A 25,842-nucleotide genomic window follows, 5' to 3' on the forward strand; every position below is an offset into this window, starting at 1 on the left:
GATGTTTGCAACCCTGAAGCGTTATGGCCTTGATGGTTTCATCCTCGCCCTGCTGGCTGCCGTGGCGCTCGCCAGCCTGTGGCCGGATCTGCTGCGCAGCGGCGGGCTGATCCATATTGATGTGTTCACCACCTACGGGGTGGCCATCGTCTTCCTGCTCTACGGCCTGACCCTGTCGCCGGCGAAGATGCGTCAGGGCATCCTCAACTGGCGCCTGCACGTCGTGGTGCAGCTGGCGACTTTCCTGCTCTTCCCGCTGGTCGGCATCGCCTTTCACTGGCTGGGCGGCGCCCATCTTGATCCGGCGCTGGCGCTGGGCGTGTTCTACCTGTGCGCCCTGCCTTCAACGGTATCGTCCTCAGTCGCAATGACCTCGATTGCCCATGGCAACGTGCCCGGCGCGATCTTCAACGCCAGCCTGTCGAGCCTGATCGGCGTGTTCATCACGCCGCTGTGGGTGAATGCCTTCCTGCACACGCAAGGCGTCAATCTGCCGCTTGGACCGGTGATCCTCAAGATCGTACTGCTGGTGTTGCTGCCCATCGTGATCGGCCAGATCCTGCGCCCCTTCGTGTTGCGCTGGATCGAGGCGCACCTCACCGCCGCCAGGCTGCTCGACCGTGCCACCATCCTCGCCATCGTCGCCAATTCTTTCGCCGACTCGGTCGCCGAAGGCGTGTGGGCAGCGCACGGACTCAGCACTTTGCTACTGATCGCAGTTATCTCCGTGCTGCTGTTCTGGGTAATGTTCGCGCTGATGAGCGGGCTCGCCCGCGTGCTGGGTTTTTCGCGTGAAGATCGCATCACGGCGCTGTTCTGCGGCTCGAAGAAATCGCTGGCCAGCGGGGTGCCGATGGCACGCATCATGTTTGGTACGAATCCGGCACTGGGCCTGATCATCGCGCCGATCATGATCTTTCACCTGCTGCAGCTGGTGATGGTCAGCGTGATTGCCCGACGCTTCGCGAAGAGCCACGCCACGCCTTGATCTGGCGGCAGACTGCCGGAAGAAGGCCGCCCGGCGCGGCTCTCAGCGCTGCCGCCGCAGGCGGCGCGGCCAACGTAACCAATGCCAGCCCAGACCGCGGCCGCTGGCCAGACGCACGATCAGGCGCAGACCGAACCAGCCGGCAATCGTCATGCCGATCACGAGCAGGCCATAGGACACCCGCCAGTCCAGCCCGGCCGTCCATGCGCTGAATTCGGACATGCCGCCGATGCTGGCCACCAGATTCAGCGGCAGGAAGATCACGCTGATCAAGGTCAGGTTCTTGAGCAGCGTATTGACGTTGTTGTTGATGATTGCGCCGCGCGCATCCATCAGGCCGGACAGCACGCTGCTGTAAATGGCTGCCTGGCGGGCGCATTGCTGCATGTCGAGCACGATGTCGTGCAGCGCATCGGTCTGCACCGGATTGAGCTCCAGCCGGTGGGTGGAGGCGCGCAGCTTGGTCAGCACGGCCACATTGGCCTCGATGCCATCGACGTAGTAGATCAGGGACTCGGACAGCGCCAGCATCTGCAGGTAGTAGCGATTTTCCATCGACACGCTGATCTTGCTGCCCAGCTCGGCATTGATCTGCTTGATGACTTTCAGGTGGCCCAAGTAGTGGTGCACGGTGTGCAGCAGCAGCTTGAGCAGCAGATCATTCAGGGTGTGCACGCCGCGAAAGTCGCGCTCGCCGAAATCCGGCTCGCTGTCGGCGGTGACCAGCACCACCGTATAGGGGCGGATGAACATGCCCATCGACGACACGTCAAAACGCAGCTGCGCTCCGATGGAAACATTCTTCGGCCGTTTCCAGATGATGTTGGCCGCCCCATGTTCGCCAAACTCCAGCCGCGGGATTTCCTCCGGGTCGAGTGCCGCGTCCAGATCGTAATCATCCAGATTCAGCGCATAGCGCAGCTCTTCACGTTCCTCACGGGTCGGCGCGGAGTACACGCGGATCGGCGCCGAATCGTCGTCGACGCGGTGAACTTCCCCCTGGCGGAAACCGTAGTTGATTTTCAAGCCGTGCTCCTGCGCTTCTGGTCCTGCCAGAAAGGCAGGCATTGCCCGATTCTAGCGTGTTGCCGGGGCGGGTGCCGCCTGATTCGGCCCAACCTCCGGGCATTTCCCATGGCCAGGCTTTGCGCATCCGGCATAATCACTTCCTTCTCATCCCGTTCAGGCAGGAGCCGGCAATGAAAATGCATCTTTGGGGTCTGGTCCTCGTGTCCGCCATGCTGCTGGGTGGCTGTGGCTCGAAGGGAACACCGCAAGGCGCTGAAGGAGCTACTGCGCCAGCCGCCACCGAGCCGGCTCCCACGCCCAAGCCGGATGTCAGCTGCCGGCCGCTGAAAGCAAAAACCGAGGCCGCCAGACCGGCAACCCAGGGCAAACCTGCAACCACCAGCAAGCCTGCAGCAAAGCCAGCCGCCAGAACAGCCACGAAGCCTGCCAGCAAAGCCGGCAGCAAGCCTGCGGCGGAGACGGCAGCACCAGCCAGCACCGTCACCCCCAGCGGCCCGGTCAGCCCGAATGCCGATGGCAGCTGCCCGGCAGGCTACGAAGCGGTGCTTATCCAGCCTGCCCCGGCTCCTGCGGCCAAGGCTGCGCCGGAGCCTGCCGGCAAGGACACCGGCCCGCGCATGGTCAAGTCAAAAGACGGCAGTTTCGAAGGCGAAGTCTTCGGCCACCCCGCGCCGAGCAGCAAGCTGGCGAAAATCCAGATCGGCATGACCCAAGGGGAAGTCGAGGCCGCCATCGGCCGCCCGAACGACTACCGCAGCTACGTCACCGGCAAAGCCTTCAACCCCTTCTACTTTGGCAGCGACGCGGCGCGCATCGAATGGATCTATCGCGGCTATGGCAGCGTGGCCTTCGATGCCGGTCGCTGGGGTGGTGGCGGGGTGGTGATGATGATCAACCACGATCCGAAGATTCAGTAACCCCCCCCCCCCAGGATTTCTCGTCCGGCATTTCCCGCCTCCCCTCGCCGGGGGAGGCGTGTAAATCCGGTTCACAATCGAGGCGAGACGCGAAGACAAGCCGCAGACAGTGCTGTAGCACGGCAAGGCGAAGTCGACAAAGTATCGGCTCGATTGCGGACCAGATCTCAGAAGCCGGCGGTAATGCCGGTAAACACCACCGTATCGGCGTGGCTGTTTGCGTTGCGCACCTTCTCGCGGTATTTCTGCAGCACCGCCAGTTGCAGGCCGAAATGGGCGTTGATGCGGGTCGTCAGATCGCCCTGCATGGCATAGCGCGTGCCGCCACCGACGGAATCCGGATACACGACCATGCGGTGAGTCACCCGGCTGGTGGGCGAGAGCTGATAACGGAACTCCGAGCCCAGCAGGGCTTCCACGCCGCGCGCATCGGACTCAGTTCGATAGCGTTCCCAGCTATAGGCCAGACCGCTGTAAACGTTCAGGGTCAGGTCCTCGGTGTTGTACCAGCGCACCCCGACCCCGCTGGAGAGGCTGCCGCGCAGGCTCAGGTCCTGCAGGCCGTCACGCTCGGCATTCAGGCCGGCAAAGCCGAACATCTGCTCGCTCAGGTTTCGCTCACCACGAAAATCGGCATCGGCGGTGTCGCCACTGCGCTCACCGTTCTCCGAACTGCGCACGGCAATCGCGTTGGCCAGCAGACGACTGTCACGCATCTCGCGTACCGCATCGAAGGACAGACTGCCTTCGGTGGAATTGCTGCTACCACGCCGGGCCGTCAGGCCCAGGCCGAGCGAGCCCTCCCACTTGCCGGAGCTTGTTTTCAGCTCGGGCGGCTGCGCCAGCTTCTTGAACAGGGGATCTGCCACCGCCTTGGGCAGCTCGGGCTGGTCCTGCGCCTGTGCCAGCGGCAGCCCGCCGACGAGGCTCAGAGCGGCGAGCACAGCGAAAATCTTGTCCTGCATTGAATCCACCTTGTCGTAATGATCATGGTCAGACGCATCGCGCCAGACTTGGGTTCCTCATGCCCGTAAACCGGCGTATGGCGGTCCTTTTCAGGCATATTGCCCGGACAGGCCCGCTGCGCTTGAGTCTGCAGCATGCCCTGCCGCAAAGGCAAGCCACAGGCGGCTGTCAGAGGCAACAAAAAAGCCTGCCGGAACGGGCAGGCCTTTTCTCACGGATACAGCCCGACTCAGGCCGTCGCCTTCTTCGCCCGGGTGGTCTTCGCTGCTGCCGGTTTTTTCGCAGCCGGCTTCTTGGCAGCGCTGGCCTTGGCAGGCTTTTCCGCGGCGGGCGCCTTTTCTGCTGCAACCGTCTTCTTCTCGGCCGCTCCCGCCTTCGGTGCCTTGGGTGCGCGCGGCTCGAACTCGAAGCCGACCTTACCGGCCTTGGCGTCCCAGGCCAGCATCGCGGAGAACTTGCGGTGCGTGCGCGAAGAGACGAAGTTGCGCAGCAACTCGGTCTTGCCGGTACTGAGCAGCTTCTGCATCTGCTCGGGCTCGATCGGCTGCTGCAGGATCACCTTGCCGGAACGGAAGTCGCAGCTCTTTTCAGGGCCGACGGCCTTCTCGCAAACGTAAGTAGTGCCGTGCTCGAACACGCCACCGCCGCACTTGAGACAGGCGCCCAGCGAGGTCTGTGCCGAAAAGTCCGGCGCCTCGGCGGCCTCGCCCTCGCGCGGCTGGCCGAAATCGAACTCGGGCAGCTTGTCGTCGTTGAGGCGAATCTCGGCGTTGAAGGCGCGGCCCATCTTGTTGCGGAAGCCCAGCAGCGGCCCGACCTTGCCCACCGTCAGCAGGGTTTCGATCTCATGCGGTTCGAACTGACGGCCAGCCACGATCTTCCACAGCGAGTATTCGCAATCCGAGCACTGGAATTTCTTGTAGTTCTCGCGTATCAGGCCGCCACACTTGGGACACGGTGCCGTGAGAATGCCGAAATCACCGGGAATGGTGTCCGAGTCATAGGTCTTGGCGCGTTCGACGATCTCGCGCGTCATGGCCTCGATGTGGCTCATGAAAGCGGCGCGGGTGATTTCGCCTTTTTCGAGCTGGGCGAGCTTGTATTCCCATTCGCCGGTCAGTTCGGCAGAGGCCAGTTCCGAAATGCCGAGACCACGCAACAGCACGATCAGCGAGAAGGCCTTGGCCGTTGGGATCAGCTCGCGACCTTCGCGCAGCACGTAGGTTTCGGCGATCAGATTCTCGATGATCTGGGCACGCGTGGCCGGTGTGCCGAGACCGCGACCACCCATGGCGGCGCGCAACTCTTCGTCATCGACCAGCTTGCCCGCACCTTCCATGGCGGACAGCAACGTGGCTTCGTTGTAGCGTGCGGGCGGCTTGGTGACGCTGGCCTTGACGTGGATCTCTTCCGTCGTCGAGCCCTCGCCCGCCTGCACCGGCACCAGCGAACCCGTGGCCTCTTCGCCCTCGATCGCCGCTTCCTTGCCGTAGATGGTCAGCCAGCCCGGCGCTACCAGCACCTTGCCTTCGGTCTTGAAGGCTTCGTTCTCGACACGCGTGATGCGCGTGGTCAGCTGGTATTCCGCAGCCGGGAAGAACACGGCAAGGAAACGCTTGGTGACCAGATCGTAGATCTTGTATTCGGCCTCGCTCAGACTCTTCGGCTCGGTGCCGGTCGGAATGATCGCGAAGTGATCGGAGATCTTGGCGTTGTTGAAGATGCGTTTGTTCGGCTTGACCCAGCCACGCTTGAGGATCTGCGTGGAGAAGGCCACGTAGGCGTCCGGCAGCGCGCCGAGGATGCCCGGCACGGTCGCCACGTAGTCTTCCGGCAGGCAGCGGGCGTCGGTCCGCGGATAGGTCAGGACCTTATGCTTTTCGTACAGGGCCTGTGCCAGTTGCAGGGTGGTACGCGCCGAAAAGCCGAAGCGGCCATTGGCCTCGCGCTGCAGCGAAGTCAGGTCAAAGAGCAGCGGCGAGAGCTGGGTGCTGGGCTTGGACTCTTCCTCGACCTTGCCCGGCTTGCCCGCGCATTTCGTGCGGATCGCATCCGCCCTGGCCTTGTCCCAGATGCGCGGCGCAGTGGCGTGCTCGTCGTCTTCCGGCTTCTTGAAATTCTCGTCGAACCAGCGGCCGCCATACTCACCGGCGGAAACGCCAAATGTGGCTTCAACTTCCCAGTAATCGCGCGATTTGAAGGCGCGGATGCGCTCTTCGCGTTCGACCATGATGGCCAAGGTCGGCGTCTGCACGCGGCCCACGGTAGTCAGGTGAAAGCCGCCGCTCTTGGAGTTGAAGGCGGTCATCGCGCGGGTGCCGTTGATGCCGATCAGCCAGTCGCTCTCGGCGCGGCACATTGCGGCTTCGCGCAGGCCGCTCATTTCGTTGGCGGTGCGCAGGTTCAGGAAGCCGTCACGGATCGACTGCGCGGTCATGCTCTGCAGCCACAGGCGCTGGATCGGCTTGGCCGTGCCGGCATGCTGGGCCACGTAGGTAAAGATCAGTTCGCCTTCACGTCCCGCGTCACAGGCGTTGATCAGGCCGGTCACATCCTTGCGCTTGATCAGCTTGGTCAAGAGGCGCAGGCGCTCGGCGCTTTTCTCGATCGGGTTCAGCGCGAAGTGCGGCGGAATCATCGGCAGATGGGTGAAGCTCCACTTGCCACGCTTGACCTCGAACTCCTCCGGTACCGCGAGTTCCAGCAGATGGCCGACAGCCGAGGACAACACGAAGTCATCGCTCTCGAAGTAATCGCCCTGGCGGGTGAAGCCGCCCAGCGCCCGGGCAATATCCTGAGCAACGGAGGGTTTTTCGGCGATGATGAGCTGTTTGGTCATTGGCTTGAGGTCAGGGACAAAATAAATCGCGGCTGGTCAGCCGCGATGAAACTGCTGTGGATAATAGAAGCGCCAAGCCTGCCGGCGCAAGCTTTGGCGCCCAATGGGGCTGACGGGCAAGGCTTTTATCCCTGAGCGACATCCCTTAATGAACAGTTACGGCTTCCTGCCAGGTGTCTTCGGCCTCCGGCACTTCGTCCGTCAGCAGCTCGTCGAGAATCAGCGCATCCACGCTGGCACGCTCCTGCCACAGCACCATCAGCACGATCACCTTGAACTGCGACAGGGTCACTTCGGTATCCGGCAAGGCCAGGGCACGCTCGATGATCAGCTCGCGCCGGCGCAAGTCGATCACGCCCGCCGCTTCCAGAAACGCCAGAAAGCCGCGTGCGGCCACATCCAGACGGGCAAATTCAAAATCAGTGAACACCCGGATGGAGCCCACGCCGGCCGGCAATTGCGGCGCCGGCTGACCTGCCGCCAGACGCAAGCCACCCAGCCATTCGATGGCTTCCTGAATGTCTGCTTCTTCAAAGCCCACGGCAGCCAGCTTGCGCGCCAGTTGCTCAGGCTCGTCGGGGCAGGCATCGGCGTATCCGTAGGTTTCAAACAGATAAACCAGTATGTCGATCATGGCTGTCCCGTATGGCGGCCCCGCAGGCGCCGCTCAGTTGATACGTTGGAACCGGCCACCCGGCAGGCGTGCAACGCGCCCGTCGAGTTCCAGCACGGTCAGGATGGCGAAGAGCGCATCCGGCGTCAAGCCTGCGCGCGCAACAAGTGTGTCCGGATCAACCGGGTCGAAGCCCATGTGCAGCAGGAATGCGGTGCTTTCATCGTCTGCCTGAAGAGCCGCTTGCGGCGCGGCTTTCCCGGCAGCGTGGCTGGAAAGGCCCGTCCAGCGCAGCTCTTCAAGCACGTCCTGAGCACTTTCGACAAGCTTGGCGCCCTGCTTGATAAGCATGTGGCAGCCCTTGGCCTGGGGCGAATGAATCGAGCCCGGGATCGCGAACACCTCCCGGCCCTGCTCGGCCGCCATGCGGGCCGTGATCAGCGAACCACTGCCAACCGCAGCTTCGACCACCAGCACCCCGCGCGCAAGGCCTGAAATGATCCGGTTACGGCGCGGAAAGTTATAGGCAGCCGGCGGCGTGCCAAGCGGGAATTCGGACAGGATCACGCCACGCTCGGCGATCTCGCGTGCCAGTTTGTCGTTACGCGCCGGGTAGATGCGGTCCGCCCCGGTGCCGACCACCGCGACGGTGCTGCCCTGCCCCTTGAGTGCCCCACGATGAGCCGCGGCATCCACACCCAGCGCCAGCCCGCTGACGATGGTCAGGCCGGCTTCAGACAGGGTGCGGGCAAACGCTTCGGCGTTCTCCGCGCCTTGTGGCGTAGCACTGCGCGCGCCCACCACCGCCAGCGCCGGAGAATTGAGCAGTTCCACGCAGCCTTTTGCGTAGAGCAGCGTGGGGGGATCGGGAATCTGCAGCAGTGCCTGCGGGTAGGCCGCATCGGCCAAGGTCAGGAGATGATTGCCGGGCTCCCGGGCCCAGGCCAGCGCCGCCTCGATCTGCGCGGCGTTGTCGTGCGTCTGGAGGGTTTTTGCGAGGCGCTCGCCGATGACCTGCGCCAAAGCAAACTGCCCGGCGGCAAAAATCCGCGCGGGCAGTCCGAAGGCAGCCAGCAGCTCGCGCTGCCGCTCCGGGCCAACGCCTGGCACAAGGCACAGGCGCAGCCAGTAATGAAGGTCAGGCGCGCTCAATCAGGGGTTGGCAACCTTGTCGCCGATCCTGACCGGGCCGGAAGCATCCATGACCAGGCCGTAAGCCACGCGGTTGAAGACCCGGAAGACATACAGCAGGCCGGTACGCGTATCCGGCTTGTTGATCACCTCGGCCTTGCCGTCGCCGCGATAGATCTCGGTGCCGTTGTTGCGGCTGATCGCCAGCACGTGGCCGGGCTCCAGACCCATGTTCTTGCCGGCGCTGACTGCAATCACCGAATTCTTGCCGCCGAATTCCACACCACCGTAGATCGAGGCCACCGCGGCGGTCACGCCGGACATCGGCGCATGCGGCGGGATCGCCAGCAGTTCGGACTTGCCAGCGGGCAGCATGCGGTCGGACGGAACGATCTCGTGCTTGGACGAAAGCACGCGCATTTCGGCCGCCTTGTTGTCCTTGGCCGGCACCGACACACGTGCCGTTGCCACATACTGGGCTTCGTAACCCAGGATGTTCTTCGGATTGACGGGGTCCTTGAGCGCCTTGGCGCGGCGATACACGTGCCAGGTGTCGGTTTCTTCGGTCAGGTTCTTGCCGTAGATCACATCGCCCATGCCGGCAATCACGCGTTCCTGATCGATCGCCACCACCGTCGGTTCAAGCGGCGAATCTTCGGTTTCGGAAACCAGTGGTTCGGTCAGGAAGGGACGGATTGCATCCAGCGGAATGCTGGCAATCGGCGACACCACATCCTTGGAATAAATCTGCGGCGAAAGCTTTTCGACGCCATTCACCCCGACCTGGCGCCCCATGGACAGGGTGCCGCTGTTGCGGTCGAGCACCACAACCTGACCAGGATAGATCAGGTGCGGATTGCGGATCTCGTCCTGGTTCATCTTCCACACTTCCGGCCAGCGCCAGGGTGTTTTCAGGAAGATGCCGGAAATACCCCACAGGGTATCGCCCTTTTTGACGACATAACTGTCCGGGGCATTGTCAGCCAGTTGCACCTTGTCGGCCGCATCGGCGGCAAAAACGGTTGTTGCCATGACGGCCAGAGACAAACCGAGAACTGTCCTGCTGAAAGCTTTGATCATTGCGAACCCCGTCGGTGGTTGATCGCGACCCGGTTACATCCAGCGCAAAGCGCTAAACTCCGTAGCCTGGCGGCAAGCCGATCTGCAGCACGCCCGATACCTTTGAGGATGGCCGGTAGCTGCAGATATTCAAGTTTTGCGTTAGATTCTGCCCGTAGCATACTCATACATCAAGGTTTTCTGACAAATGGCGCTGTTGCCTATCCTCCATTACCCCGATCCCAGACTGCATACCCGCGCCACGCCGGTAGCGGTTGTGGACGACCGCATCCGCCAGCTGGTGAGCGACATGGCCGAAACCATGTACGCCGCGCCGGGCGTCGGGCTGGCCGCCAGCCAGGTCGATGTGCATGAGCGCGTGATCGTCATCGACGTATCCGAAGACAAGAGCGGGCTGCTGGCCCTGATCAACCCGGAAATCATCGAGCGCGACGGCGAACAGACCTGCGAAGAGGGCTGCCTGTCGGTGCCCGGCATCTATGACACGGTAACCCGCGCCGAACACATCAAGGTGCGTGCCCTCAACGAAAAGGGCGAAACCATCGAATTCGAGGCCACGGAGCTGCTGGCCGTCTGCGTACAGCACGAAATCGATCACCTCGACGGCAAGGTCTTCGTTGAATACCTCTCGCAACTCAAGCAGAACCGCATCAAGGCCAAGCTCGCCAAACGGGCAAGGATTACTGCGTAACCGGTCGCTGGAAGTAGAAAAGGGGACGGCGGAGATCCACTCTCCGCGCCCTTTTCCCACACCTGGCGCCTCATCCCCGACTCCCCATGAAAATCGCCTTCGCCGGAACTCCGGAATTCGCTGCCGTCGCCCTGCGCGCCATCCTTGACGCAGGCTTCGAGGTGCCGCTGGTCCTCACCCAGCCGGATCGCCCGGCCGGGCGCGGCATGCAGTTGCAGCCCTCGGCGGTCAAAGCAGTCGCGCTGGCACACGGCATCGCCGTCGATCAGCCCGAGCGCCTGCGCACGCCCGAGCAGCAGGCCGCGCTCACCGCCTGTGCGCCGGATGTGCTGGTGGTCGCCGCCTACGGCCTGATCCTGCCGCAGGCGGTACTGGATCTGCCGCGCCTGGGTTGCCTGAACATCCACGGTTCGCTCCTGCCGCGCTGGCGTGGCGCGGCGCCGATCCACCGCGCCATCGAGGCCGGTGACACGGAAACCGGCATCACCATCATGCAGATGGAAGCCGGGCTGGACACCGGACCGATGCTGCTCAAACGTGCCATCCCGATCCTGCCGACCGACACCACCGGCGGCCTGCATGACCAGCTCGCCGCGCTGGGTGGCGAGATGATCGTCGAGGCCCTGCGCGCGCTGGAGCAAGGCCCGCTGCCGGCGACTGTCCAGCCCGAAGAAGGCGTGACCTACGCCCACAAGATCGACAAGGCCGAGAGCCAGTTCGATTTCCGCCAGCCTGCCGAGGTGCTCGCCCGCAAGCTGCGCGCCTTCGATCCCTTCCCGGGCGGCGCGGCGAACATTGCAGGCACCACGCTCAAGTTGTGGGCCGGTGACGCCATCAGTGCCGCCGGTGAGCCGGGTACAGTGCTGGCGGCGGATGCAGGCGGCGTGGTGGTGGCCTGCGGCGAAGAGGCGCTACGCCTCACCGTGCTGCAGAAGCCCGGCAGCAAACGCCTGCCAGCCGGCGACTTCCTGCGCGGCTTTGCCCTGGCAGCTGGTGCCCGCTTCGATCTGCCGGGCTGACATCTGCCCGGCAAGCCGCATGGGGCGGGCCTCTTCAGGCATGCCTCTGGCACAGCAAGGCGGGGCGCGGCTTGCCTGCATGGCTGGCTGAAGAAGTCCGTCGGATGCAGCGCTGCGGACAGGATTGAATCTTTTCGCCCGAGCCCCATCTAAGCCCTGCGTGCATCTGCACGGATAACAAGGAAAGGCAGGCTTCCCCAATGTTCAACTGGCTCAAGACTTCGATCCTGATGGCAGGCATCGTGGCCTTGTTCGGCGTCGTCGGAATGATGATCGGCGGCGAACGCGGCATGATCCTCGCCCTGCTCTTCGGCGGCGCGATGAATGTGTTCTCGTACTGGTTTTCCGACAAGATGGTCCTGCGCATGTACAACGCGCAGGAAGTCGACGCGGCCAGTTCGCCCTATCTGTACAACATGGTGAAGCAACTGGCGCAACGTGCCCAGCTGCCGATGCCGCGTGTCTACATCATCGACGAAGCGCAACCCAACGCCTTCGCCACCGGGCGCAACCCGGAGCATGCTGCGGTGGCCGCCACCAGCGGCATCCTGCAGATGCTCACCGAGCGCGAACTGCGCGGCGTGATGGCGCACGAGCTGGCCCACGTGAAGCACCGCGACATCCTGATCTCGACGATCTCGGCGACCATGGCCGGCGCGATTTCGGCTCTGGCCAACTTCGCGATGTTCTTCGGCGGACGTGACGAGAACGGCCGTCCGGCCAACCCGATCGCAACGATTGCCGTGGCCCTGCTCGCCCCGCTGGCCGCCAGCCTGATCCAGATGGCGATTTCGCGCGCCCGCGAATACGAAGCCGACGCTGGCGGCGCGGCGTTCTGCGGCGACCCGGATGCCCTGGCCGACGCGCTGCAGAAGATCGACTACTACGCGCGCGGCATTCCGATGCCGGTGGCGGACGATCACCCGGCCACCGCACAGATGATGATCATGAATCCGCTCTCGGGCGGTGGTCTGGCCGGGCTGTTCTCAACCCACCCGCCGACCGAGGAACGCATCCGCCGGCTGCGCGCGATGACGCGCTGAGCGCCGATCCGGCCCGAACCGCAGTTTGATGACACGACGAAGCCCGGCCAATGCCGGGCTTCTTTTTGTCCGTTCAGCCGCGCATGCACACGGGAAAATCCACTCTGCCGGAAAGCCGCATGGGGCGGGCCTTTCCAGACATGCCACGTCAGGATCAAGGCAGATCGCGCCTCGTCGGGACGACCTGCTGAAGAAGTCCGCCAGAAGCGGCTTTGCAGACAGGCGTCCGGGGAAAAGCTAGCTCGCCCAGGCTCGGATCTTCTCCGCGATGCGGTACAGCGGCAGCACCTCGCGCACGCCTCCGCGCTTGACGGCCGCCCTGGGCATGCCGAAGACCACGCAGGTTTCCTCGGACTCGGCCACCGTCATCGCTCCGGCATCGAACATCTCTTTCATGCCCAGTGCGCCGTCGTCGCCCATGCCGGTCATCAGCACCCCGATGGCATTGCGCCCGGCGGCCCGGGCGACGGAGCCAAACAGGCAGTCCACCGACGGCTTGTGGCGGTTGATCACCGGCCCGTCGATGACCTCGACGGTATAGCCCGTGCCATTCTTCTGCAGGCGCATCTGCTTGCCGGCCTCGGCCACCAGCGCGAGGCCACGCTCCACTCGCTGCCCGTTCTGCGCTTCGCGCAGTTCGAGGCGCACATCATGATTGAGGCGGTCAGCGAATTTTTTCGAGAACCCGATCGGCATGTGCTGCACGATCACGATGCCCGGCAGATCCGGCGGCAAGGCTGTCAGCACGGTTTCGAGCGCCTGCGTGCCCCCGGTGGAGGCGCCCAGCGCGATGATGCGGCCGTCACTGACACCCGCCGGGCGAATCATCTTGACCACCGGCGGCGCTGCCGGACGCAGCGCCTGGCTGGCAATCTGGTGCAGACGTGCCAGATTGGTCTGCGCCGCAGCACGCACGGCCGCCACAATGCTGTCGCTCTCGTCCTCGAAGAAATTCGCCACGCCGGCACGCGGCTTGGTGATCAGGCTGAGGGCTCCGGCCGCCAGCGCGTCGACCCCGGCCTGCGCGCCGTCGCCCACCAGCGTGGAGCAGATCACCACCGGCGTGGGGCGCTCGGCCATGATCTTCCTGAGGAAGGTGATGCCATCCATACGCGGCATCTGGATGTCCAGCACGATGACATCCGGCCATTCCTTTGCCATCCGCTCCATGGCGTGAATCGGGTCTATCGCCGTATCCAGCACCCGAATGCCCGGCTGCTGCTCCAGGATCTGTTTTGCGGCCTCCCGCACCAGGGCGGAATCATCGACGATCAGGACCTTGATCATGGCGTCTCCATCGGGGTGAATCAGCTCAGACGACGGGCTGCGTGCCGGCGGACGCCTGCAGCTGCGCACGGCCTCCCGGAAAGACGGCAGGCAGACGGATTTCAAAACGGCAGCCCAGCCCCGGCGCACTGCTGACGGCCAGCGTCCCGCCCAGCGCCTGGACGGCATCCCGCACGACATCAAGGCCGACCCCGCGTCCGGAAAAGTGCGTGGGCGTTCCGACGGTGGAGAAGCCCGGCTCGAACAGCAGCGGGTAGAGCGCATGCGCCTCCGGCCGCAGCGTGTCACTCAGCAAGCCTTGTGCGACAGCGACTGCGCGCACGCGCTCGCAATCGATGCCAGCACCATCATCACTCACTGCAAACACCAGCCAGTCGCCCGTTTCGCCAAAGTCCTCGCGTGCCTCCACGCTGAGCGTGCCATGTGCCGGCTTGCCGACCCGCTGGCGCTGATCGGGCAACTCCAGACCATGATCAATGGCGTTGCGCAGCAGATGCATCAATGCGTCGCCCAGCAGATCAACCACCGTCCGGTCCAGCAGGATTTCACCGCCACTCAGGCGCAGATCGGCGTGCTTGCCAAGCTCCTGCGCCGTGTCACGTACCACCCGGTGCAGGCGTCGGGAGAGTTCGCCAAAACGGCTGCAGCGCAAGCTGTCGGCACACTTCCGGGCCTTTGTCATTTCGTTCTGCAGGCTCGCCAGCTCACCGCCGGAAACCGGCGCATCACGCCGGCACAGCCCCTCGATCGTGCGCTGCAGCACCCCCATGCTGGCGATCAACCCGTCCAGCTGTTCCGTCGAAACGCGCAGCTGCTGGCTCACGCGCACCTGCTCGCGCTTGATTTCATCCTGGCGCTGCAGCACTGCGGTGACGACTTCCGGCGGCACGAAGCCTTCATCCACCAGAATGCTGCCCAGCGGTTTGCGCTCGCCACTTTCGCTGCGCTGCGTGCGCAGCCCGCTGTCGAGCTCCGCCGGCGTCAGCGCGCCGACGCGCATGAGCATTTCACCCGCGTGCAGGTCATCATCCGGCAGCGCCTGAATCCGCCCCAGATAGCCTTTGACCCGGGTGGCGGGCGGCGTGAGCTGCAGATCGCAGCGGTCGCGCACGAAGGAAAAAACGTCTTCGATGGCCTGCTTGTCAGCCATCGTATCGAGCAGCACGACAAACTGCAGATAGCACAACTCGGGGTTGTAGACGGGCGGCTCGGGCAGATCGTCAATGCAGGTGTGCAGGCTGAAAATGCGTCCCAGCGAAGTCAGATGGCGCAGGAAATACACCGGGTCCATGCCCTCCCGCAGAACCTCCGGAGCAAAACGCAACTGCAGACGCCAGCACTCTTCGGCACAAGCGGCCCCGGCTCTTGCAGGCGCAAGCCCGGGTGCCGGCAAGGCGTGCAGCTCTTCACCTTCCAGATAAGGCACCAGCAAGCCGATCAGGCGTGCCCGGTCAGCGTCGGCAAACGCCGGGCTGTCTTCTGCCTCCATCCCGGCCAGACCGATCAGGAAGCGCAGATGATCGCAACACGCCAACAGCACCGTGATCAACCCGGCATCCGCCTGCAATGCGCCATCGCGCAGGCGTGCCAGCACGCTTTCGGCCACGTGCGCAAACCACTCCACTTCGCCGTGCTGCATCACCGTCGCGTTACCCTTGATGGTATGGGCGGCACGAAACACCGCATCAAGCGCGCTACGCCCCTGCGGCTCGCGCTCCAGCGCCAGCAGCTGGCTCTCCAGCTCATCGAGCCGGACACTGCAGTCGGCGACAAAAAGAGCGATGGCTTCATCCATGCCTGCGTCTCCTGGCGGAGTCAGACCGGCAGCAACGGCGCATGCGCCTGCAGCAGGCCATCAAGCTGGTAAAAGCTCACCATCTCACTGACCACCGCACTGGGATTGGCAAACTCCAGCTGCGTCAGCGCACTGTTTGCCTCGCGCCTCACCGTCAGCAGGAGCTGGATGCCTGCCGTGTCGATATGGCTGACGGCGGAAAGGTCCAGATTCAGCCGCTCGCCACTGCGCGCAGCTTCGATCAGGCGGGGGGCGAGTGTGCGCACGTGATGCACAGTCAATTCCTCGGGAACAATCATCGGCTGGACCAGCATGTTTTCCTCATCTTGGCAGGGTTTACTGCCCGCTGGTCGTGCGCACGGAGCGGGCGGATCGTGTTCTTATTACGGCTCATGTGCGCCGGACTTTCGAGCCCGCGACCGCCGATTTCCCTTGTGGACAGACTTGTCCAGTGCTACCGGATCATGACCAGAGAATTTGCCGAACAACCGTCAGACGGCTTCGTCGAGCACCTCGCCCCGGCACTCGAACTGCGCTGCAGCGGCCGTCTGCTGGCCGGCGGGCACAGCGATTTCCAGAACTGGGAAGTGTGGGACACCGCCGCCTTCGGCCGCCTCTACCGGCTGGACGGGCGCAGCATGGCCAGCGAACGTGACAGCTTCCTGTGCCACGAACCGCTGGTGCACATCGCCGGGCTGGCTCACCCCGAGCCCCGCCATGCGCTGATCCTCGGTGGCGGCGACGGTGCTTCAGCCGCCGAACTGCTCAAGCACCCCCGCATGCAAGAGATCGTGATCGCCGAACTCGACCCGGCAGTCGTGCAACTCACCCGCGAATTCCTGCCCGACCTGCACGACGGCGCGCTGGATAGCCCGCAAGTCACGCTTAACTTCGGCGATGCAGCAGCCTACGTGCGCAGCTGGCAGCCAGAAGAAGGCTCATTTGACCTGATCGTCTTCGATCTGACCGATCCGGACACAGCTGCTGCCCCGCTTTTCAGCGTCGACTTCTTCCGCGCCTGCAAACGCCTGCTCAACAAGCAGGGCGCGCTCAGCCTGCATCTGGGCTCGCCGCTGTGGCAGCGTGAGCAGGTAGAGGCCCTGCTGGGCCACCTGCGCGAAGTGTTCGCGCTGGTCACCCCATGCTTCCCGACGATCCCGCTGTATGGCGGGCTGTGGAGCATGGCGGTCGCTTCCGATGCGCTCGACCCGACCGCCCTGCCCGGCAGTACACTCGCCCCCCGCATCGAAGGCCTGCTCGGCAATCTGCGCCTGATCGACGCCAGCCAGTATCATGCGCTGCTCGCCTGCCCGCCGTGGCTGGAACAGTTCGAAGGCTTCTGAAGCGCTATGCCCCGCACCATCCCCATCATCCCGCGCGCCGCTGCGCTCAAGACCCACGCGCCGGCGCTGACGGCTCCGCCGCCGCTGTCGCTGTACATCCACTTCCCGTGGTGCGTGCGGAAGTGCCCGTATTGCGATTTCAATTCGCACAACATCAAGGACGCCGGCATCCCCGAGGCGGCCTATATCGACACCCTGATCGCCGATCTGGAGGCCAGCCTGCCGCGCGTATGGGGGCGGCGCGTGCATAGCATCTTCATCGGTGGCGGCACGCCCAGCCTGATGTCGCCGGAAGGGCTGGATCGCCTGCTGACGGCCGTGCGCAGCCTGCTGCCGCTGGAGCCGGGCTGCGAGATCACGCTGGAAGCCAACCCGGGCACGGTCGAGGCGGGGCGTTTTGCGGCCTTTCACGCCGCCGGGGTCACGCGTGTGAGCGTGGGCATCCAGAGTTTCAATGAGGCCCACCTGAAGGCGCTCGGACGCATTCACGACCGCGGCGAGGCCATCCGTGCCCTGGAAGCCGCCGCAACCTATTTCACGACCTGGAACGCCGACCTGATGTACGCCCTGCCGGGGCAAACACTGGCCGAAGCCGAGGCTGATCTGGCTCAGGTGCTGGAATTTGCGCCACCGCATCTGTCCTGCTACCACCTCACCCTGGAGCCAAACACCCTGTTCCACCGCGATCCGCCGCCGCTGCCGGACGACGATCTGTCCGCCGACATGCAGGAGATGATCGAGGCGCGCCTGGCTGCAGCGGGCTACAGCCACTATGAAACCTCGGCCTTCGCGCGCCAGGGGCACAAATGCCTTCACAACCTGAACTACTGGCGCTTCGGTGATTACCTTGGCATCGGCGCGGGCGCGCACGGCAAGCTCTCGGATCACCTCGGCGTGCATCGCCAGATGCGCCACAAGCACCCGAACACCTATCTGGAGCAGGGCGCGCGCGGCGATTTCATCCAGGAACAGCACACCGTGGAAGCCCACGAACTGCCCTTCGAGTTCATGATGAACGCCCTGCGCCTGACCGAAGGCGTGCCGCGCACGCTGTTTCAGGAACGCACCGGCCTGCCGCTGGAAGTGATCGAAGAAAAACTGCTCGCCGCCCGCCAGCGCGGCCTGCTACAGATTACGGAGACGGCATTGGGCCCCAGCGAGCAGGGCCGGCGCTTTCTGAACGATTTGCTGGAGCACTTCCTGGCGAACTGAAAGGCAGCCCGTGGAACAACTGGCCGACCCTGCTGTCGCATCTGGACATGCCATTCAGGGAGGCCTCTTTCATGACCCCTTTGCACAGCCTGCTCGTTGCCACCGATTTTTCCGCGCCTGCCCGCCTCGCCGCACAGCGTGCGGCGCACATTGCCCGCGACACCGGGGCACGCCTCGAACTGCTGCATGTCATCGAAACCCGTGGCCTGCCACAGTTGCGGGAATTATTCGGTGAAGCCAGCGAGGCACTTTCCAGCCGCCTGGAAAGCGGCTTCCGCAGCGAACTGGATGAACTCGCCACCAGTATTGGCGAGCCGGTGGGCATCAGTGCCGGCCAGCATTTGCGCAGTGGCAAGGTGCTCGATGAAATCTGCAGCGTGGCCGACGCCATGGACACCAGCCTGCTGGTGCTTGGCGCTCACGGAGCCGGCTTCATCCGCCAGTTCCTGCTCGGCACCACCGCCGAACGCCTGTTGCGGCGAGCCCTGCGCCCCCTGCTGGTGGTGCGCCGTCCCTGCACGCAAGCCTATCAGCGCGTTCTGGTTGGCGTGGATTTCTCCGCCGGCTCGAGGCAGGCCATCCATTCAGCCTGTGCGCTGGCCCCGACAGCGCAGATCACCCTGTTTCACGCCTTTGAGATCCCCTTTGAAAGCAAGCTTCGGTTTGCCGAAGTGGAAGAGTCCGTGCTCGACCAGTACCGCAGCCGTGCACGCCAGAAAGCCACTCACGAGCTCAATCAGATCGCCGGGGATGCAGGCCTGAGCACCCATGATCACTACACCCTGATCGCCCACGGCACCCCGGCGGCGCATCTGCTCAAGGCGGCGCAGGATCTGGATGCCGACCTGATCGTCGTATGCAAGCACGGGGTCTCGATGGGCGACGAACTTCTCCTGGGCAGCGTGACCCGGCAGGTGCTCGCCGAAGCCAGCTGTGACGTGCTGGTCGTGCGCTAGCGCCGGAGCGCATCAGGATGTCTGGATGTCGACTTGTCGGGGCGGGCATTGGCCGCGAGAATGCAGGCTCGCGGCCAATGCCCGCTCAGCCAGACCCACACCATGACCGATACGCCTGACGACAGCCTGCACGAAGCCTCCACCCGCGATTACCGCCCGACCGATGCGCCGGCGCTGGCAGCGGTGTACCGCGCGGCCATCCTTGAAACCGGCGCTTCCGCCTACACCGCCGAGCAGTGCGCGGCCTGGGCCGCCACAGCGGACGATGCCGCCGCCTGGGCACAGCGCCTGCAGGACAACTGGGTACGGGTCGCCGAAGACGAGACCGGTGAGATCCTCGGTTTTGGCGGCATCCTGATGCCGGGCACGATTGATCTGCTCTTCGTGGCGCCTGAGGCCAACCGGCAGGGCGTGGGCAGCCTGATCCTCGACGATCTGCTGGAACTAGCCGCCGCCATGGGCGCGAAGCAGGTGCGCGCCATCGCCAGCAATCTGTCGAAACCCTTCTTCGAGAAGCACGGTTTCAAGCTGGTGGAGAGCGGCGAGCACGAACGCTGCGGTCAGAGCCTCGCGTGTCACTTGCTGGTGAAGGGCTGACGGGCGCGTGCCTTGCCGGAGTCCTGTTTGTCTGCCCTGCCCCGCCTGAATCTGCCTGTCGCCTCACGCAGCCTGTGTCTCGGTCGCTGGGCCGTGCCGGCCTGGTGGTACTGGGTCGTGTGCGCTGATCTGGTTTTGCTGCTGCCTGCCATCTTCGCCATGCAGGAGCGCCTGCCCAGCTGGCTGGCGTGGCTGGGGCAGTTCGAGCCGGGGCTGGTCTGGGCCTTCGCCGCCACCGGCATTTTCGGCCTCAGTCTGGTTCTGCTCCTCCACCTGCGCCGCAATCCGGACGCGGCGACCCGCATCTTTGGCGACCGCATCGAACTCGATGATGGCAAGGGTGAAGTACGCGTGCTGCACTGGCGCAGGATCGAGGCGCGGGCCGACGATCAAACCGGCGATATCCGGATCAGGACGGTGGGCTCGGGTGACGGCTCTTACGATGCCATTCACCTCATGCTGCGTCAGGCCAACGGCCGGGTGGAAGAGGAGCAGCTGATGTGCAGTCTGCATCCGCTCGGCCGCCCCGCCCCGAGCTTTGCCAATCAGTACGCCTTGCGCCGCGCCTTCGTGCTGGCCCTGCAGCTGGCGCGACCGGAGCTGCGCATTGCCGACGAGGTGTGGACGCTGTGCGAGGTGCATCCCGCCAGCCTGCGTCGCGACTGGCGCCCGAAGTGGTTTTTCCGCAGCAGCATGGGCGCCATGCTCATGGCAGTCTGCGCACTCATCATGAGCTTTGATCTACGCCAGCACCCGTATCTGGCCATCGCGGCCATCGTCGGCCTGATGCTGGGGTGGGCCATCGTGCATGCCCTGCTCGCCAACCGGCTCTTCGCCCAGGCTGACGACGCCAGCGTCAGCGCACGCCGGCTGGCGGCGCTGGCGCAGCTGGCCGGACGCGAAGGCCTGCCCTGGCCGCCGCACAAAACCGGAAAGTCCGCCGCACCGACAGGCGCCCGCGGATAATCGCTGTGCCGCACCCCGGCAGAGCACTCGCCGCAGACCCGCTCCCAGCCTAGCTTTTCAGGCAGGCAGGCGCCTGATCCGCAGCCATCGCGGGTCTTCAGACGGCATGCCTGCAGAGCATTGCTGCACGCGGCTTTGCAGACAGGGGAACCACAAGGGCTTCCTGTCGGTCGTACCACGGCTGCTTTGGCATAATGCTTCAGCCCCCTGCCCTCCGGAATCCCTGTCATGCCTCACGAAATCAACCTGATCACCACGATTGCCGCGGCGCTGGGCCTGGCCATGATTTTTGGCTACTTCGCCACGCGCCTGCGCATGCCGCCGTTGGTGGGTTACCTGCTCGCCGGGGTAGTGATCGGGCCGGCTACGCCGGGCTTCGTGGCCGACATGGGGCTGGCTTCCCAACTGGCGGAAATCGGTGTGATGCTGCTGATGTTCGGCGTCGGCCTGCATTTCTCGCTGGCCGATCTGCTGGCGGTGCGGCGCATCGCCGTGCCCGGCGCGGTGGTGCAGATCGCCGCCGCCACGGCGCTGGGCTTTGTGACGGCACATTTCTGGGGCTGGAGCCCGGGCGAAGCGCTAGTGTTCGGCCTGTCACTCTCCTGCGCAAGCACGGTGGTGCTGCTGCGCGCGCTGGAAGACCGCGGCGTGCTGGATTCGGTGAACGGGCGCATCGCGGTGGGCTGGCTGATCGTGGAAGACCTGGCGATGGTGCTGGTGCTGGTGCTGCTGCCGCCGCTGGCCGGCTTGCTCGGCGGGCAGGCGCAGGTCAGCGCGCTGGGCGGCGCCTGGGGCACGCTGGCGTGGACCCTGTTCAAGGTCAGTGCCTTCATCGCCCTGATGTTGCTGGCCGGGCGCCGGGTGTTTCCGGCGCTGCTCGGCAGGGTTGCCAAGACCGGCTCGCGCGAGCTGTTCAGCCTGTGCGTGATCGCCAGCGCGGTCGGAGTGGCCTTCGGTGCGGCCAAGCTGTTCGACGTGTCGTTCGCGCTGGGGGCATTTTTCGCCGGGATGATGATGCGCGAATCGGAATTCGCCCATCGCGCCGCCGACGAATCCCTGCCGCTGCGCGACGCGTTCTCGGTGCTGTTCTTCGTTTCCATCGGCATGCTGCTGGACCCGGCCATCCTGCTGCGCGAACCGCTGCATGTACTCGGCGTGGTGGCGATCATCATGCTCGGCAAGACGCTGGCCGCCTTCGTGCTGGTGCTGCTGTTCCGCTACCCGCTGAATTCGGCGCTGATCGTGGCCGCCAGCCTGGCGCAGATCGGCGAGTTCTCCTTCATCCTGATCGGCCTGGGGGCGCAGCTCGGCCTGTTTCCGCAGCAGGGAGCGAGTCTGGTGCTGGCCGGGGCGTTCATCTCGATTGCGCTCAATCCGCTCATGTTCGCCGCCATCGAACCCCTGCGGCGCTGGGCGCTGGCCCGCTCGGAGCTGGCCCGCAAGCTGGAGGCCCGCACCGATCCGCTGGCCGAACTGCCGCAGAGCGTGGATCAGCAGCACCTGAGCGGTCAGGTGGTGCTGGCCGGCTATGGCGCAGTGGGGCAGCGCATTGCCCGGGCTTTCGATGCGGCACAGATCCGCTACGTGGTGGCGGATGACCAGCGCGAGCAGGTGGAAGCCCTGCGCGCCCGCGGCGTGCCCGCCGTGTGCGGCGATCCGGCCGACCCGATGGTCCTGGTGCAGGCTCACATCGCCCGCGCCGGCATGCTGCTGGTGGCCTCGCCGGATTGCTTCGAGGTGCGCAGCATGATCGAGACGGCGCGCAGCCTGAATCCGGCCATCGAGATCGTGGTGCACACCCTGACCGACAGCGCCGCGACGGCACTGCCGAAAGAGCCCGGCATCCACGTCTTCGTCAGCGAGGACGAGCTGGCCCGGGCCATGGTCGCGCACGTGGTGGCACGCACGGCCGGGGCGCACTGAACCCAGGAAACACCCCCGAAAGCTGCTTGCAGCCTTGTTCTTCAGGCAGGCAGTCGGGAGAAGCGCGCCCGCCAAGGCTGACGCGGCATGCTGCCTGCAAAGGGCCGCGCAAAGCGGCTCTGCAGGCCGGCACTAGTTCAGATCGATCTGCCGGATCAGCACCTCGGCGTACGCCTCCGGTGCATCGTAGCGGGCCTCCGCCCAGCCTTTCTTCGCGCAGACGACATTGGGCAGGCCATCGCTGCCCAGCTTGCTGCAGGCCTGGATATAGACCCCGGCCTTGAAGTAACAGGCGCCCGCGATACCGGCCGGGGCCAGATGCGCTGCAAGCTGTTTCTCCGCCCCGCTGACGAGGTTGCGGTAAGCCACGCGCACCGTGCCGTGGTCCGCCGCGATGGTCACGCGCATCGGCTGGCCGAGGGTGTAAGCCGCATCCAGCACTTCGCGCTGCGCCGCGTCGTTCCACAGCAATTCGATGCGGCCGCTGTCAGTGCGGCCATTGGCGTCTGCCGGGCCGGAGTACTTGAGCATCAGGTTGTCGCTCCTGGCGTCGTGGATCTGGCCGAGAGTCACCTCCGGCTTGGCCGTGGTGGTCGCCAGCAAAGTCTGTTCAAGGCTCAGGCTGCGCGTGTCCTGCAGGCAATCCCAAGCCGCGGGGCGGCCTGCCGCGGTCATTTCGCGCAGTTCGCTGCGGGCGTAGGCGGTGCTGCCGCTGGTGCGCGCCCCACCGGCATGGGCACGGAAAATCAGGCCCTCGGGCGTGGCGTGGAACCAGGGCGGATTGGCATAGCCCCGCAGGTTGGCGACCTCATCGGCCTTGCCATCACCATTGGCGTCGACCGGCAGGCTCAGCTTCCAGCGGCTCAGCCCGCTGGCGCTCAGCGGAGCATTCTGGGCAAACACCGGAGCGGCACACCCCAGCAGCAGGATGCCCAGCCCGCAACGCCTCACTTGCGGCGCGTCCAGTAATCGGTCTGCTTGCCTTCTTTGCTGGTGTAGTCGTCACGGATCCTGTCCGCCTCGACCAGGCTCAGGCGGCTGTGCGTGCGCCACTGGGTGGAGGGCATCAGGAAGGTGGCGGAAAGCACCTTGCCATTCCATTTCAGCTCACTGATCTCGAACCATTCATCGCCCTGCGCATCGCGGCCGTACAGGCAGATTTCCCGGCCCTTGCCGACGATCGAGTAACGCACATTCCACTCTGCGATCTGCCAGTTGCCGATGAAGCGGTTGTCGAATTTCTTCTGCGGCACGAAGCAGGCCGGCGGCGGGGCGGCCATGCTCACGCCCGCTTGCAGCCCCAGCAAGGCGATGAGGAGCCCCCGTGTCATCTCGCGAATCATGCATTCCCCTCGGTTGAAACAGGATCAACACCCTGGACGCAGCGATATTACCGCGGAACCCCGTCACCCTGCGCGGCGCAGAACAGCGCCAGCCACACGGTACGCGGTGCCGTAAAGGCCACGCGGTGGCGGTAGCCGGCCGGGATCAGCAGTGCGTCGCCCACACCCAGTTCAACGCGCGTGCCGTCGCCGTACTCCAGCGCCGCTGCGCCGGTCAGCAGCAGCACCCACTCGTCCTCGGCCTGATCAAACCAGAAGCCCGGCGGGCTGACCTGCCCGTCCGACACGATGCGCTCCAGGCGCACGCCGGGCCGCTCCAGCAAGGTCTGGAAGTGTTCCGTGGCGGACTTCTCTGGCAGGGGGTGCTGCAGATTGACGATGGATGCGGGTTTCATCGCAGGATGGCTGGAAAACAAGGCTGGATGCGGGTTTCAGGCATGCTCAGTCGCAGCCGCCGATAGCCTGACAACCTGCGTAAACCTCTGCGGAGACTTCGCGCAGCGTGCATTGCCGCGTGCGGATGTTGCACGTCACTTCGTACTCGGCATCGACCTTGCGCACCCAGTCACCCACCTCGCAATGGTGTTCCTGGCCATCGTCGATACTCTCCTCGCGGTGCGTGGCAAAACGCATGAGCTGTGGTCCCCCGGCTACCGGCTCGTCCGCGCGGATCGTTCCTCCGGGCAGTTGGGCACTGAAAACCGTATGCCCGGCCATCCGGTCGTAGACCGACAGTTCTCCGGTCGGCACCGCGCCAAGACAGGAGTCTTTCTGCGGCAGCGAAAGCAGCAGGTTCGGATCCGTGAACGCATACACCGGCCCCGGCAGATCGGCGCGCACACGCAGGCTGGCCTTGTCGAGGAACACGCTGCGATGGCTGTCCACGCCACCATCGATCCCGGCATGCGCGGTGTGCGTTTCCTCCACGCGCGTGATCTGCAGCACGTGGTACGGCCCTGCCGCCTCCAGCTTCAACGTTACATGCCCCTCGACCGGATCAGTGAAATCGGCGCCATCCGCCACCTGCGGCGGATGCAGCGCATCCTGGCGCGCCTGAAAGGCCGCAATGAGTTCCGTCAGCCGCGCCTCATCCACCGGCTGTGGCAGATCAGCCAGCGCGGCAATGAAGCCATCCACCTCGTTCAGCGCCTCGGGCGGAAGCTCCGCCAGCCCGGCAATAGGCGCAGCCGCCTCGGGCGGCCACACACGATCGCGCATCAGCCAGACTCCCGCCGCCGCCCACAGGGCCAGCACGACAACCACAAACAACCCACGTTTTGGCACGTTCACCAGCGCATCCCCGCCATGGCACACATCGCCGTTGCATAGAACATCAAGATACCGAAGCCCAGCGCAAGGGGCAGACTGCTCAGACTGCCGAACAGCCAGTTGCGACGAAAACCCGCCTGCTGCCGCTCAGCCCGGCGCAGCGCCGGCAGCGGCAGGACAGCCGCCACCAGAGGCAGCAGCAGCACCGCCCACATCAGCCAGTCCGGCGCCCGGCAGGAAGCCAGCAATGCCGCCACACCGATCAGCGTCAGCACCCCCAGCAGCTGCAGAAGGATGAAGCGCAGGCGCGGCCAGGGGCACTTCAGACTCAGCCACAGCACGTACAGCGGCCAGGTGATCGCCCCGGCCATCAGCACCAGATTGTGCTGCGCCAGCTGCGTACCGCTGAAAAAGTCGTACCAGATCGGCGGCAGAATCAGCACCAGCAGGAAAATGCCAAGATGCTTCGCCACCCGAGAGGCAAGCCGGAACCCGCTTCTGGCTTTGCTTTCCGGCACAGCAGGCTGGAGATCGTTGCTGGGCGTGGTGTTCATCGTGTCGTGTCTGAAGAACGTTTATGGAAGCGGCTTGGCGGGCGGCACTGAATCAGCCTCCTCACGCTGCCAGTCCATCCAGTCCTCGCCGAACCACTCCACCGGATGCGCCGTGCGCTCCGAACCATTCCCACAGTACATCGCATCCACAGCGCAATACTTGTCGCAGCCCCAGCAGATGCGCTCGGGATGCTTGGGGTGGAGGGGGAATTTCTTGGCCATGGCGTGTGGAATCCAGCTTTGCTTCGTCAGCCATCATACCGGGCCAGGCGACTGGCCGG

At 64.8% G+C, this 25,842-nt stretch carries 26 protein-coding genes; 11 read left to right on the plus strand and 15 right to left on the minus strand.

What is annotated here, in order from left to right; translation table 11 throughout:
- Position 1 precedes the first annotated feature (1 nt).
- Positions 2-988 (plus strand): bile acid:sodium symporter family protein, encoded by a 987-nt coding sequence (locus Q9Q94_RS04970; protein ID WP_305978915.1) that lies wholly within the window; start codon positions 2-4, stop codon positions 986-988.
- Between the two features lie 42 nt (positions 989-1,030).
- Here Q9Q94_RS04970 and Q9Q94_RS04975 read toward each other — a convergent pair whose 3' ends face one another.
- Positions 1,031-2,014, minus strand: a complete 984-nt coding sequence (locus Q9Q94_RS04975) for a magnesium transporter CorA family protein (protein WP_305978916.1) — start codon at positions 2,012-2,014, stop codon at positions 1,031-1,033.
- A gap of 173 nt (positions 2,015-2,187) precedes the next feature.
- Here Q9Q94_RS04975 and Q9Q94_RS04980 point away from each other — a divergent pair, with 173 nt between their 5' ends.
- Positions 2,188-2,934: a hypothetical protein gene (locus Q9Q94_RS04980; protein WP_305978917.1), complete on the plus strand. Its 747-nt coding sequence runs from the start codon at positions 2,188-2,190 to the stop codon at positions 2,932-2,934.
- A 167-nt stretch (positions 2,935-3,101) separates the two neighbouring features.
- Here the strand turns inward: Q9Q94_RS04980 and Q9Q94_RS04985 are convergent, their stop codons facing one another.
- The 5 genes from Q9Q94_RS04985 to Q9Q94_RS05005 form a co-directional block, all read right to left on the minus strand.
- Entirely contained in the window at positions 3,102-3,899 is a 798-nt protein-coding gene (locus Q9Q94_RS04985; protein ID WP_305978918.1) for a YdiY family protein, read from the minus strand.
- Positions 3,900-4,129: 230 nt separating this feature from the next.
- Entirely contained in the window at positions 4,130-6,739 is a 2,610-nt protein-coding gene (locus tag Q9Q94_RS04990; protein WP_305978919.1) for a DNA topoisomerase III, read from the minus strand.
- A 145-nt stretch (positions 6,740-6,884) separates the two neighbouring features.
- Positions 6,885-7,373: a DUF494 domain-containing protein gene (locus Q9Q94_RS04995; RefSeq protein ID WP_305978920.1), complete on the minus strand. Its 489-nt coding sequence runs from the start codon at positions 7,371-7,373 to the stop codon at positions 6,885-6,887.
- Between the two features lie 33 nt (positions 7,374-7,406).
- Positions 7,407-8,504, minus strand: coding sequence for a DNA-processing protein DprA (gene dprA, locus Q9Q94_RS05000; protein ID WP_305978921.1), 1,098 nt, complete (start codon positions 8,502-8,504; stop codon positions 7,407-7,409).
- A complete protein-coding gene (locus Q9Q94_RS05005) occupies positions 8,505-9,563 on the minus strand; it encodes a LysM peptidoglycan-binding domain-containing protein (RefSeq protein WP_305978922.1) in 1,059 nt (352 codons plus the stop codon). It abuts the gene before it with no gap.
- Positions 9,564-9,750: 187 nt separating this feature from the next.
- On the opposite strand from Q9Q94_RS05005, the gene def reads away from it, so the two are divergent.
- The 3 genes from def to htpX all read left to right on the plus strand — a co-directional run bounded on the left by def (position 9,751) and on the right by htpX (position 12,316).
- A complete protein-coding gene (def, locus tag Q9Q94_RS05010) occupies positions 9,751-10,254 on the plus strand; it encodes a peptide deformylase (RefSeq protein ID WP_305978923.1) in 504 nt (167 codons plus the stop codon).
- A gap of 86 nt (positions 10,255-10,340) precedes the next feature.
- The gene (fmt, locus tag Q9Q94_RS05015; RefSeq protein ID WP_305978924.1) at positions 10,341-11,273 is read left to right on the plus strand and encodes a methionyl-tRNA formyltransferase; all 933 of its coding nucleotides are present in this window, start codon (positions 10,341-10,343) and stop codon (positions 11,271-11,273) included.
- A gap of 200 nt (positions 11,274-11,473) precedes the next feature.
- Positions 11,474-12,316, plus strand: a complete 843-nt coding sequence (gene htpX, locus Q9Q94_RS05020; RefSeq protein ID WP_305978925.1) for a zinc metalloprotease HtpX — start codon at positions 11,474-11,476, stop codon at positions 12,314-12,316.
- Positions 12,317-12,553: 237 nt separating this feature from the next.
- Here the strand turns inward: htpX and Q9Q94_RS05025 are convergent, their stop codons facing one another.
- The 3 genes from Q9Q94_RS05025 to Q9Q94_RS05035 are packed head-to-tail and all read right to left on the minus strand — an operon-like array spanning position 12,554 to position 15,712.
- Complete coding sequence (locus tag Q9Q94_RS05025) at positions 12,554-13,603, minus strand: chemotaxis response regulator protein-glutamate methylesterase (protein ID WP_305978926.1); 1,050 nt, start codon at positions 13,601-13,603, stop codon at positions 12,554-12,556.
- A gap of 25 nt (positions 13,604-13,628) precedes the next feature.
- Positions 13,629-15,398: a chemotaxis protein CheA gene (locus tag Q9Q94_RS05030; RefSeq protein WP_305978927.1), complete on the minus strand. Its 1,770-nt coding sequence runs from the start codon at positions 15,396-15,398 to the stop codon at positions 13,629-13,631.
- Positions 15,399-15,418: 20 nt separating this feature from the next.
- A complete protein-coding gene (locus tag Q9Q94_RS05035; protein WP_305978928.1) occupies positions 15,419-15,712 on the minus strand; it encodes a lipid asymmetry maintenance protein MlaB in 294 nt (97 codons plus the stop codon).
- A gap of 150 nt (positions 15,713-15,862) precedes the next feature.
- On the opposite strand from Q9Q94_RS05035, the gene Q9Q94_RS05040 reads away from it, so the two are divergent.
- The 6 genes from Q9Q94_RS05040 (at position 15,863) to Q9Q94_RS05065 (ending at position 22,395) form a co-directional block, all read left to right on the plus strand.
- A complete protein-coding gene (locus Q9Q94_RS05040; RefSeq protein WP_305978929.1) occupies positions 15,863-16,741 on the plus strand; it encodes a polyamine aminopropyltransferase in 879 nt (292 codons plus the stop codon).
- 6 nt (positions 16,742-16,747) lie between these two features.
- Positions 16,748-17,953: a radical SAM family heme chaperone HemW gene (gene hemW, locus Q9Q94_RS05045; RefSeq protein ID WP_305978930.1), complete on the plus strand. Its 1,206-nt coding sequence runs from the start codon at positions 16,748-16,750 to the stop codon at positions 17,951-17,953.
- A 71-nt stretch (positions 17,954-18,024) separates the two neighbouring features.
- Positions 18,025-18,909 carry a universal stress protein gene (locus Q9Q94_RS05050; RefSeq protein ID WP_305978931.1) on the plus strand — a complete coding sequence of 295 codons (885 nt, stop codon included), beginning with the start codon at positions 18,025-18,027 and terminating at the stop codon, positions 18,907-18,909.
- Positions 18,910-19,011: 102 nt separating this feature from the next.
- A complete protein-coding gene (locus tag Q9Q94_RS05055; protein WP_305978932.1) occupies positions 19,012-19,506 on the plus strand; it encodes a GNAT family N-acetyltransferase in 495 nt (164 codons plus the stop codon).
- 27 nt (positions 19,507-19,533) lie between these two features.
- The gene (locus Q9Q94_RS05060; RefSeq protein ID WP_305978933.1) at positions 19,534-20,472 is read left to right on the plus strand and encodes a hypothetical protein; all 939 of its coding nucleotides are present in this window, start codon (positions 19,534-19,536) and stop codon (positions 20,470-20,472) included.
- A 228-nt stretch (positions 20,473-20,700) separates the two neighbouring features.
- Positions 20,701-22,395, plus strand: coding sequence for a cation:proton antiporter (locus tag Q9Q94_RS05065; protein ID WP_305978934.1), 1,695 nt, complete (start codon positions 20,701-20,703; stop codon positions 22,393-22,395).
- 132 nt (positions 22,396-22,527) lie between these two features.
- Here the strand turns inward: Q9Q94_RS05065 and Q9Q94_RS05070 are convergent, their stop codons facing one another.
- Genes Q9Q94_RS05070 through Q9Q94_RS05095 form a run of 6 tightly spaced genes read right to left on the minus strand, consistent with a single transcriptional unit; the run spans position 22,528 to position 25,783 of the window.
- A complete protein-coding gene (locus tag Q9Q94_RS05070; RefSeq protein WP_305978935.1) occupies positions 22,528-23,346 on the minus strand; it encodes a polysaccharide lyase family 7 protein in 819 nt (272 codons plus the stop codon).
- Positions 23,343-23,738 carry a hypothetical protein gene (locus Q9Q94_RS05075; RefSeq protein WP_305978936.1) on the minus strand — a complete coding sequence of 132 codons (396 nt, stop codon included), beginning with the start codon at positions 23,736-23,738 and terminating at the stop codon, positions 23,343-23,345. Before Q9Q94_RS05075 ends, Q9Q94_RS05070 begins: the two co-directional genes overlap by 4 nt.
- A gap of 47 nt (positions 23,739-23,785) precedes the next feature.
- Positions 23,786-24,133: a cupin domain-containing protein gene (locus Q9Q94_RS05080; protein ID WP_305978937.1), complete on the minus strand. Its 348-nt coding sequence runs from the start codon at positions 24,131-24,133 to the stop codon at positions 23,786-23,788.
- A gap of 46 nt (positions 24,134-24,179) precedes the next feature.
- Entirely contained in the window at positions 24,180-25,028 is an 849-nt protein-coding gene (locus Q9Q94_RS05085) for a hypothetical protein (RefSeq protein WP_305978938.1), read from the minus strand.
- A complete protein-coding gene (locus Q9Q94_RS05090) occupies positions 25,025-25,561 on the minus strand; it encodes a hypothetical protein (RefSeq protein ID WP_305978939.1) in 537 nt (178 codons plus the stop codon). Before Q9Q94_RS05090 ends, Q9Q94_RS05085 begins: the two co-directional genes overlap by 4 nt.
- Positions 25,562-25,582: 21 nt before the next feature.
- Positions 25,583-25,783 carry a DUF3079 domain-containing protein gene (locus Q9Q94_RS05095; RefSeq protein WP_305978940.1) on the minus strand — a complete coding sequence of 67 codons (201 nt, stop codon included), beginning with the start codon at positions 25,781-25,783 and terminating at the stop codon, positions 25,583-25,585.
- Between the last annotated feature and the right edge of the window lie 59 nt (positions 25,784-25,842).

It is taken from the genome of Uliginosibacterium sp. 31-16 (assembly GCF_030730865.1).
Lineage (GTDB): Bacteria > Pseudomonadota > Gammaproteobacteria > Burkholderiales > Rhodocyclaceae > Uliginosibacterium.

What these genes read in the sequence shown, in the direction of transcription:
- Q9Q94_RS05030 (WP_305978927.1), bottom strand. Translation starts at nt 15,398, where the DNA reads ATGGATGAAGCCATCGCTCTTTTTGTCGCCGACTGCAGTGTCCGGCTC.
- Q9Q94_RS05080 (WP_305978937.1), bottom strand. Translation starts at nt 24,133, where the DNA reads ATGAAACCCGCATCCATCGTCAATCTGCAGCACCCCCTGCCAGAGAAG.
- Q9Q94_RS05095 (WP_305978940.1), bottom strand. Translation starts at nt 25,783, where the DNA reads ATGGCCAAGAAATTCCCCCTCCACCCCAAGCATCCCGAGCGCATCTGC.
- Q9Q94_RS05055 (WP_305978932.1), top strand. Translation starts at nt 19,012, where the DNA reads ATGACCGATACGCCTGACGACAGCCTGCACGAAGCCTCCACCCGCGAT.
- Q9Q94_RS05025 (WP_305978926.1), bottom strand. Translation starts at nt 13,603, where the DNA reads ATGATCAAGGTCCTGATCGTCGATGATTCCGCCCTGGTGCGGGAGGCC.
- def (WP_305978923.1), top strand. Translation starts at nt 9,751, where the DNA reads ATGGCGCTGTTGCCTATCCTCCATTACCCCGATCCCAGACTGCATACC.
- Q9Q94_RS04995 (WP_305978920.1), bottom strand. Translation starts at nt 7,373, where the DNA reads ATGATCGACATACTGGTTTATCTGTTTGAAACCTACGGATACGCCGAT.
- fmt (WP_305978924.1), top strand. Translation starts at nt 10,341, where the DNA reads ATGAAAATCGCCTTCGCCGGAACTCCGGAATTCGCTGCCGTCGCCCTG.
- Q9Q94_RS04980 (WP_305978917.1), top strand. Translation starts at nt 2,188, where the DNA reads ATGAAAATGCATCTTTGGGGTCTGGTCCTCGTGTCCGCCATGCTGCTG.
- Q9Q94_RS05035 (WP_305978928.1), bottom strand. Translation starts at nt 15,712, where the DNA reads ATGCTGGTCCAGCCGATGATTGTTCCCGAGGAATTGACTGTGCATCAC.
- Q9Q94_RS05040 (WP_305978929.1), top strand. Translation starts at nt 15,863, where the DNA reads ATGACCAGAGAATTTGCCGAACAACCGTCAGACGGCTTCGTCGAGCAC.
- Q9Q94_RS04970 (WP_305978915.1), top strand. Translation starts at nt 2, where the DNA reads ATGTTTGCAACCCTGAAGCGTTATGGCCTTGATGGTTTCATCCTCGCC.
- Q9Q94_RS04985 (WP_305978918.1), bottom strand. Translation starts at nt 3,899, where the DNA reads ATGCAGGACAAGATTTTCGCTGTGCTCGCCGCTCTGAGCCTCGTCGGC.
- Q9Q94_RS04990 (WP_305978919.1), bottom strand. Translation starts at nt 6,739, where the DNA reads ATGACCAAACAGCTCATCATCGCCGAAAAACCCTCCGTTGCTCAGGAT.
- Q9Q94_RS05050 (WP_305978931.1), top strand. Translation starts at nt 18,025, where the DNA reads ATGACCCCTTTGCACAGCCTGCTCGTTGCCACCGATTTTTCCGCGCCT.
- htpX (WP_305978925.1), top strand. Translation starts at nt 11,474, where the DNA reads ATGTTCAACTGGCTCAAGACTTCGATCCTGATGGCAGGCATCGTGGCC.
- hemW (WP_305978930.1), top strand. Translation starts at nt 16,748, where the DNA reads ATGCCCCGCACCATCCCCATCATCCCGCGCGCCGCTGCGCTCAAGACC.
- Q9Q94_RS05005 (WP_305978922.1), bottom strand. Translation starts at nt 9,563, where the DNA reads ATGATCAAAGCTTTCAGCAGGACAGTTCTCGGTTTGTCTCTGGCCGTC.
- Q9Q94_RS05065 (WP_305978934.1), top strand. Translation starts at nt 20,701, where the DNA reads ATGCCTCACGAAATCAACCTGATCACCACGATTGCCGCGGCGCTGGGC.
- Q9Q94_RS05090 (WP_305978939.1), bottom strand. Translation starts at nt 25,561, where the DNA reads ATGAACACCACGCCCAGCAACGATCTCCAGCCTGCTGTGCCGGAAAGC.
- Q9Q94_RS05075 (WP_305978936.1), bottom strand. Translation starts at nt 23,738, where the DNA reads ATGATTCGCGAGATGACACGGGGGCTCCTCATCGCCTTGCTGGGGCTG.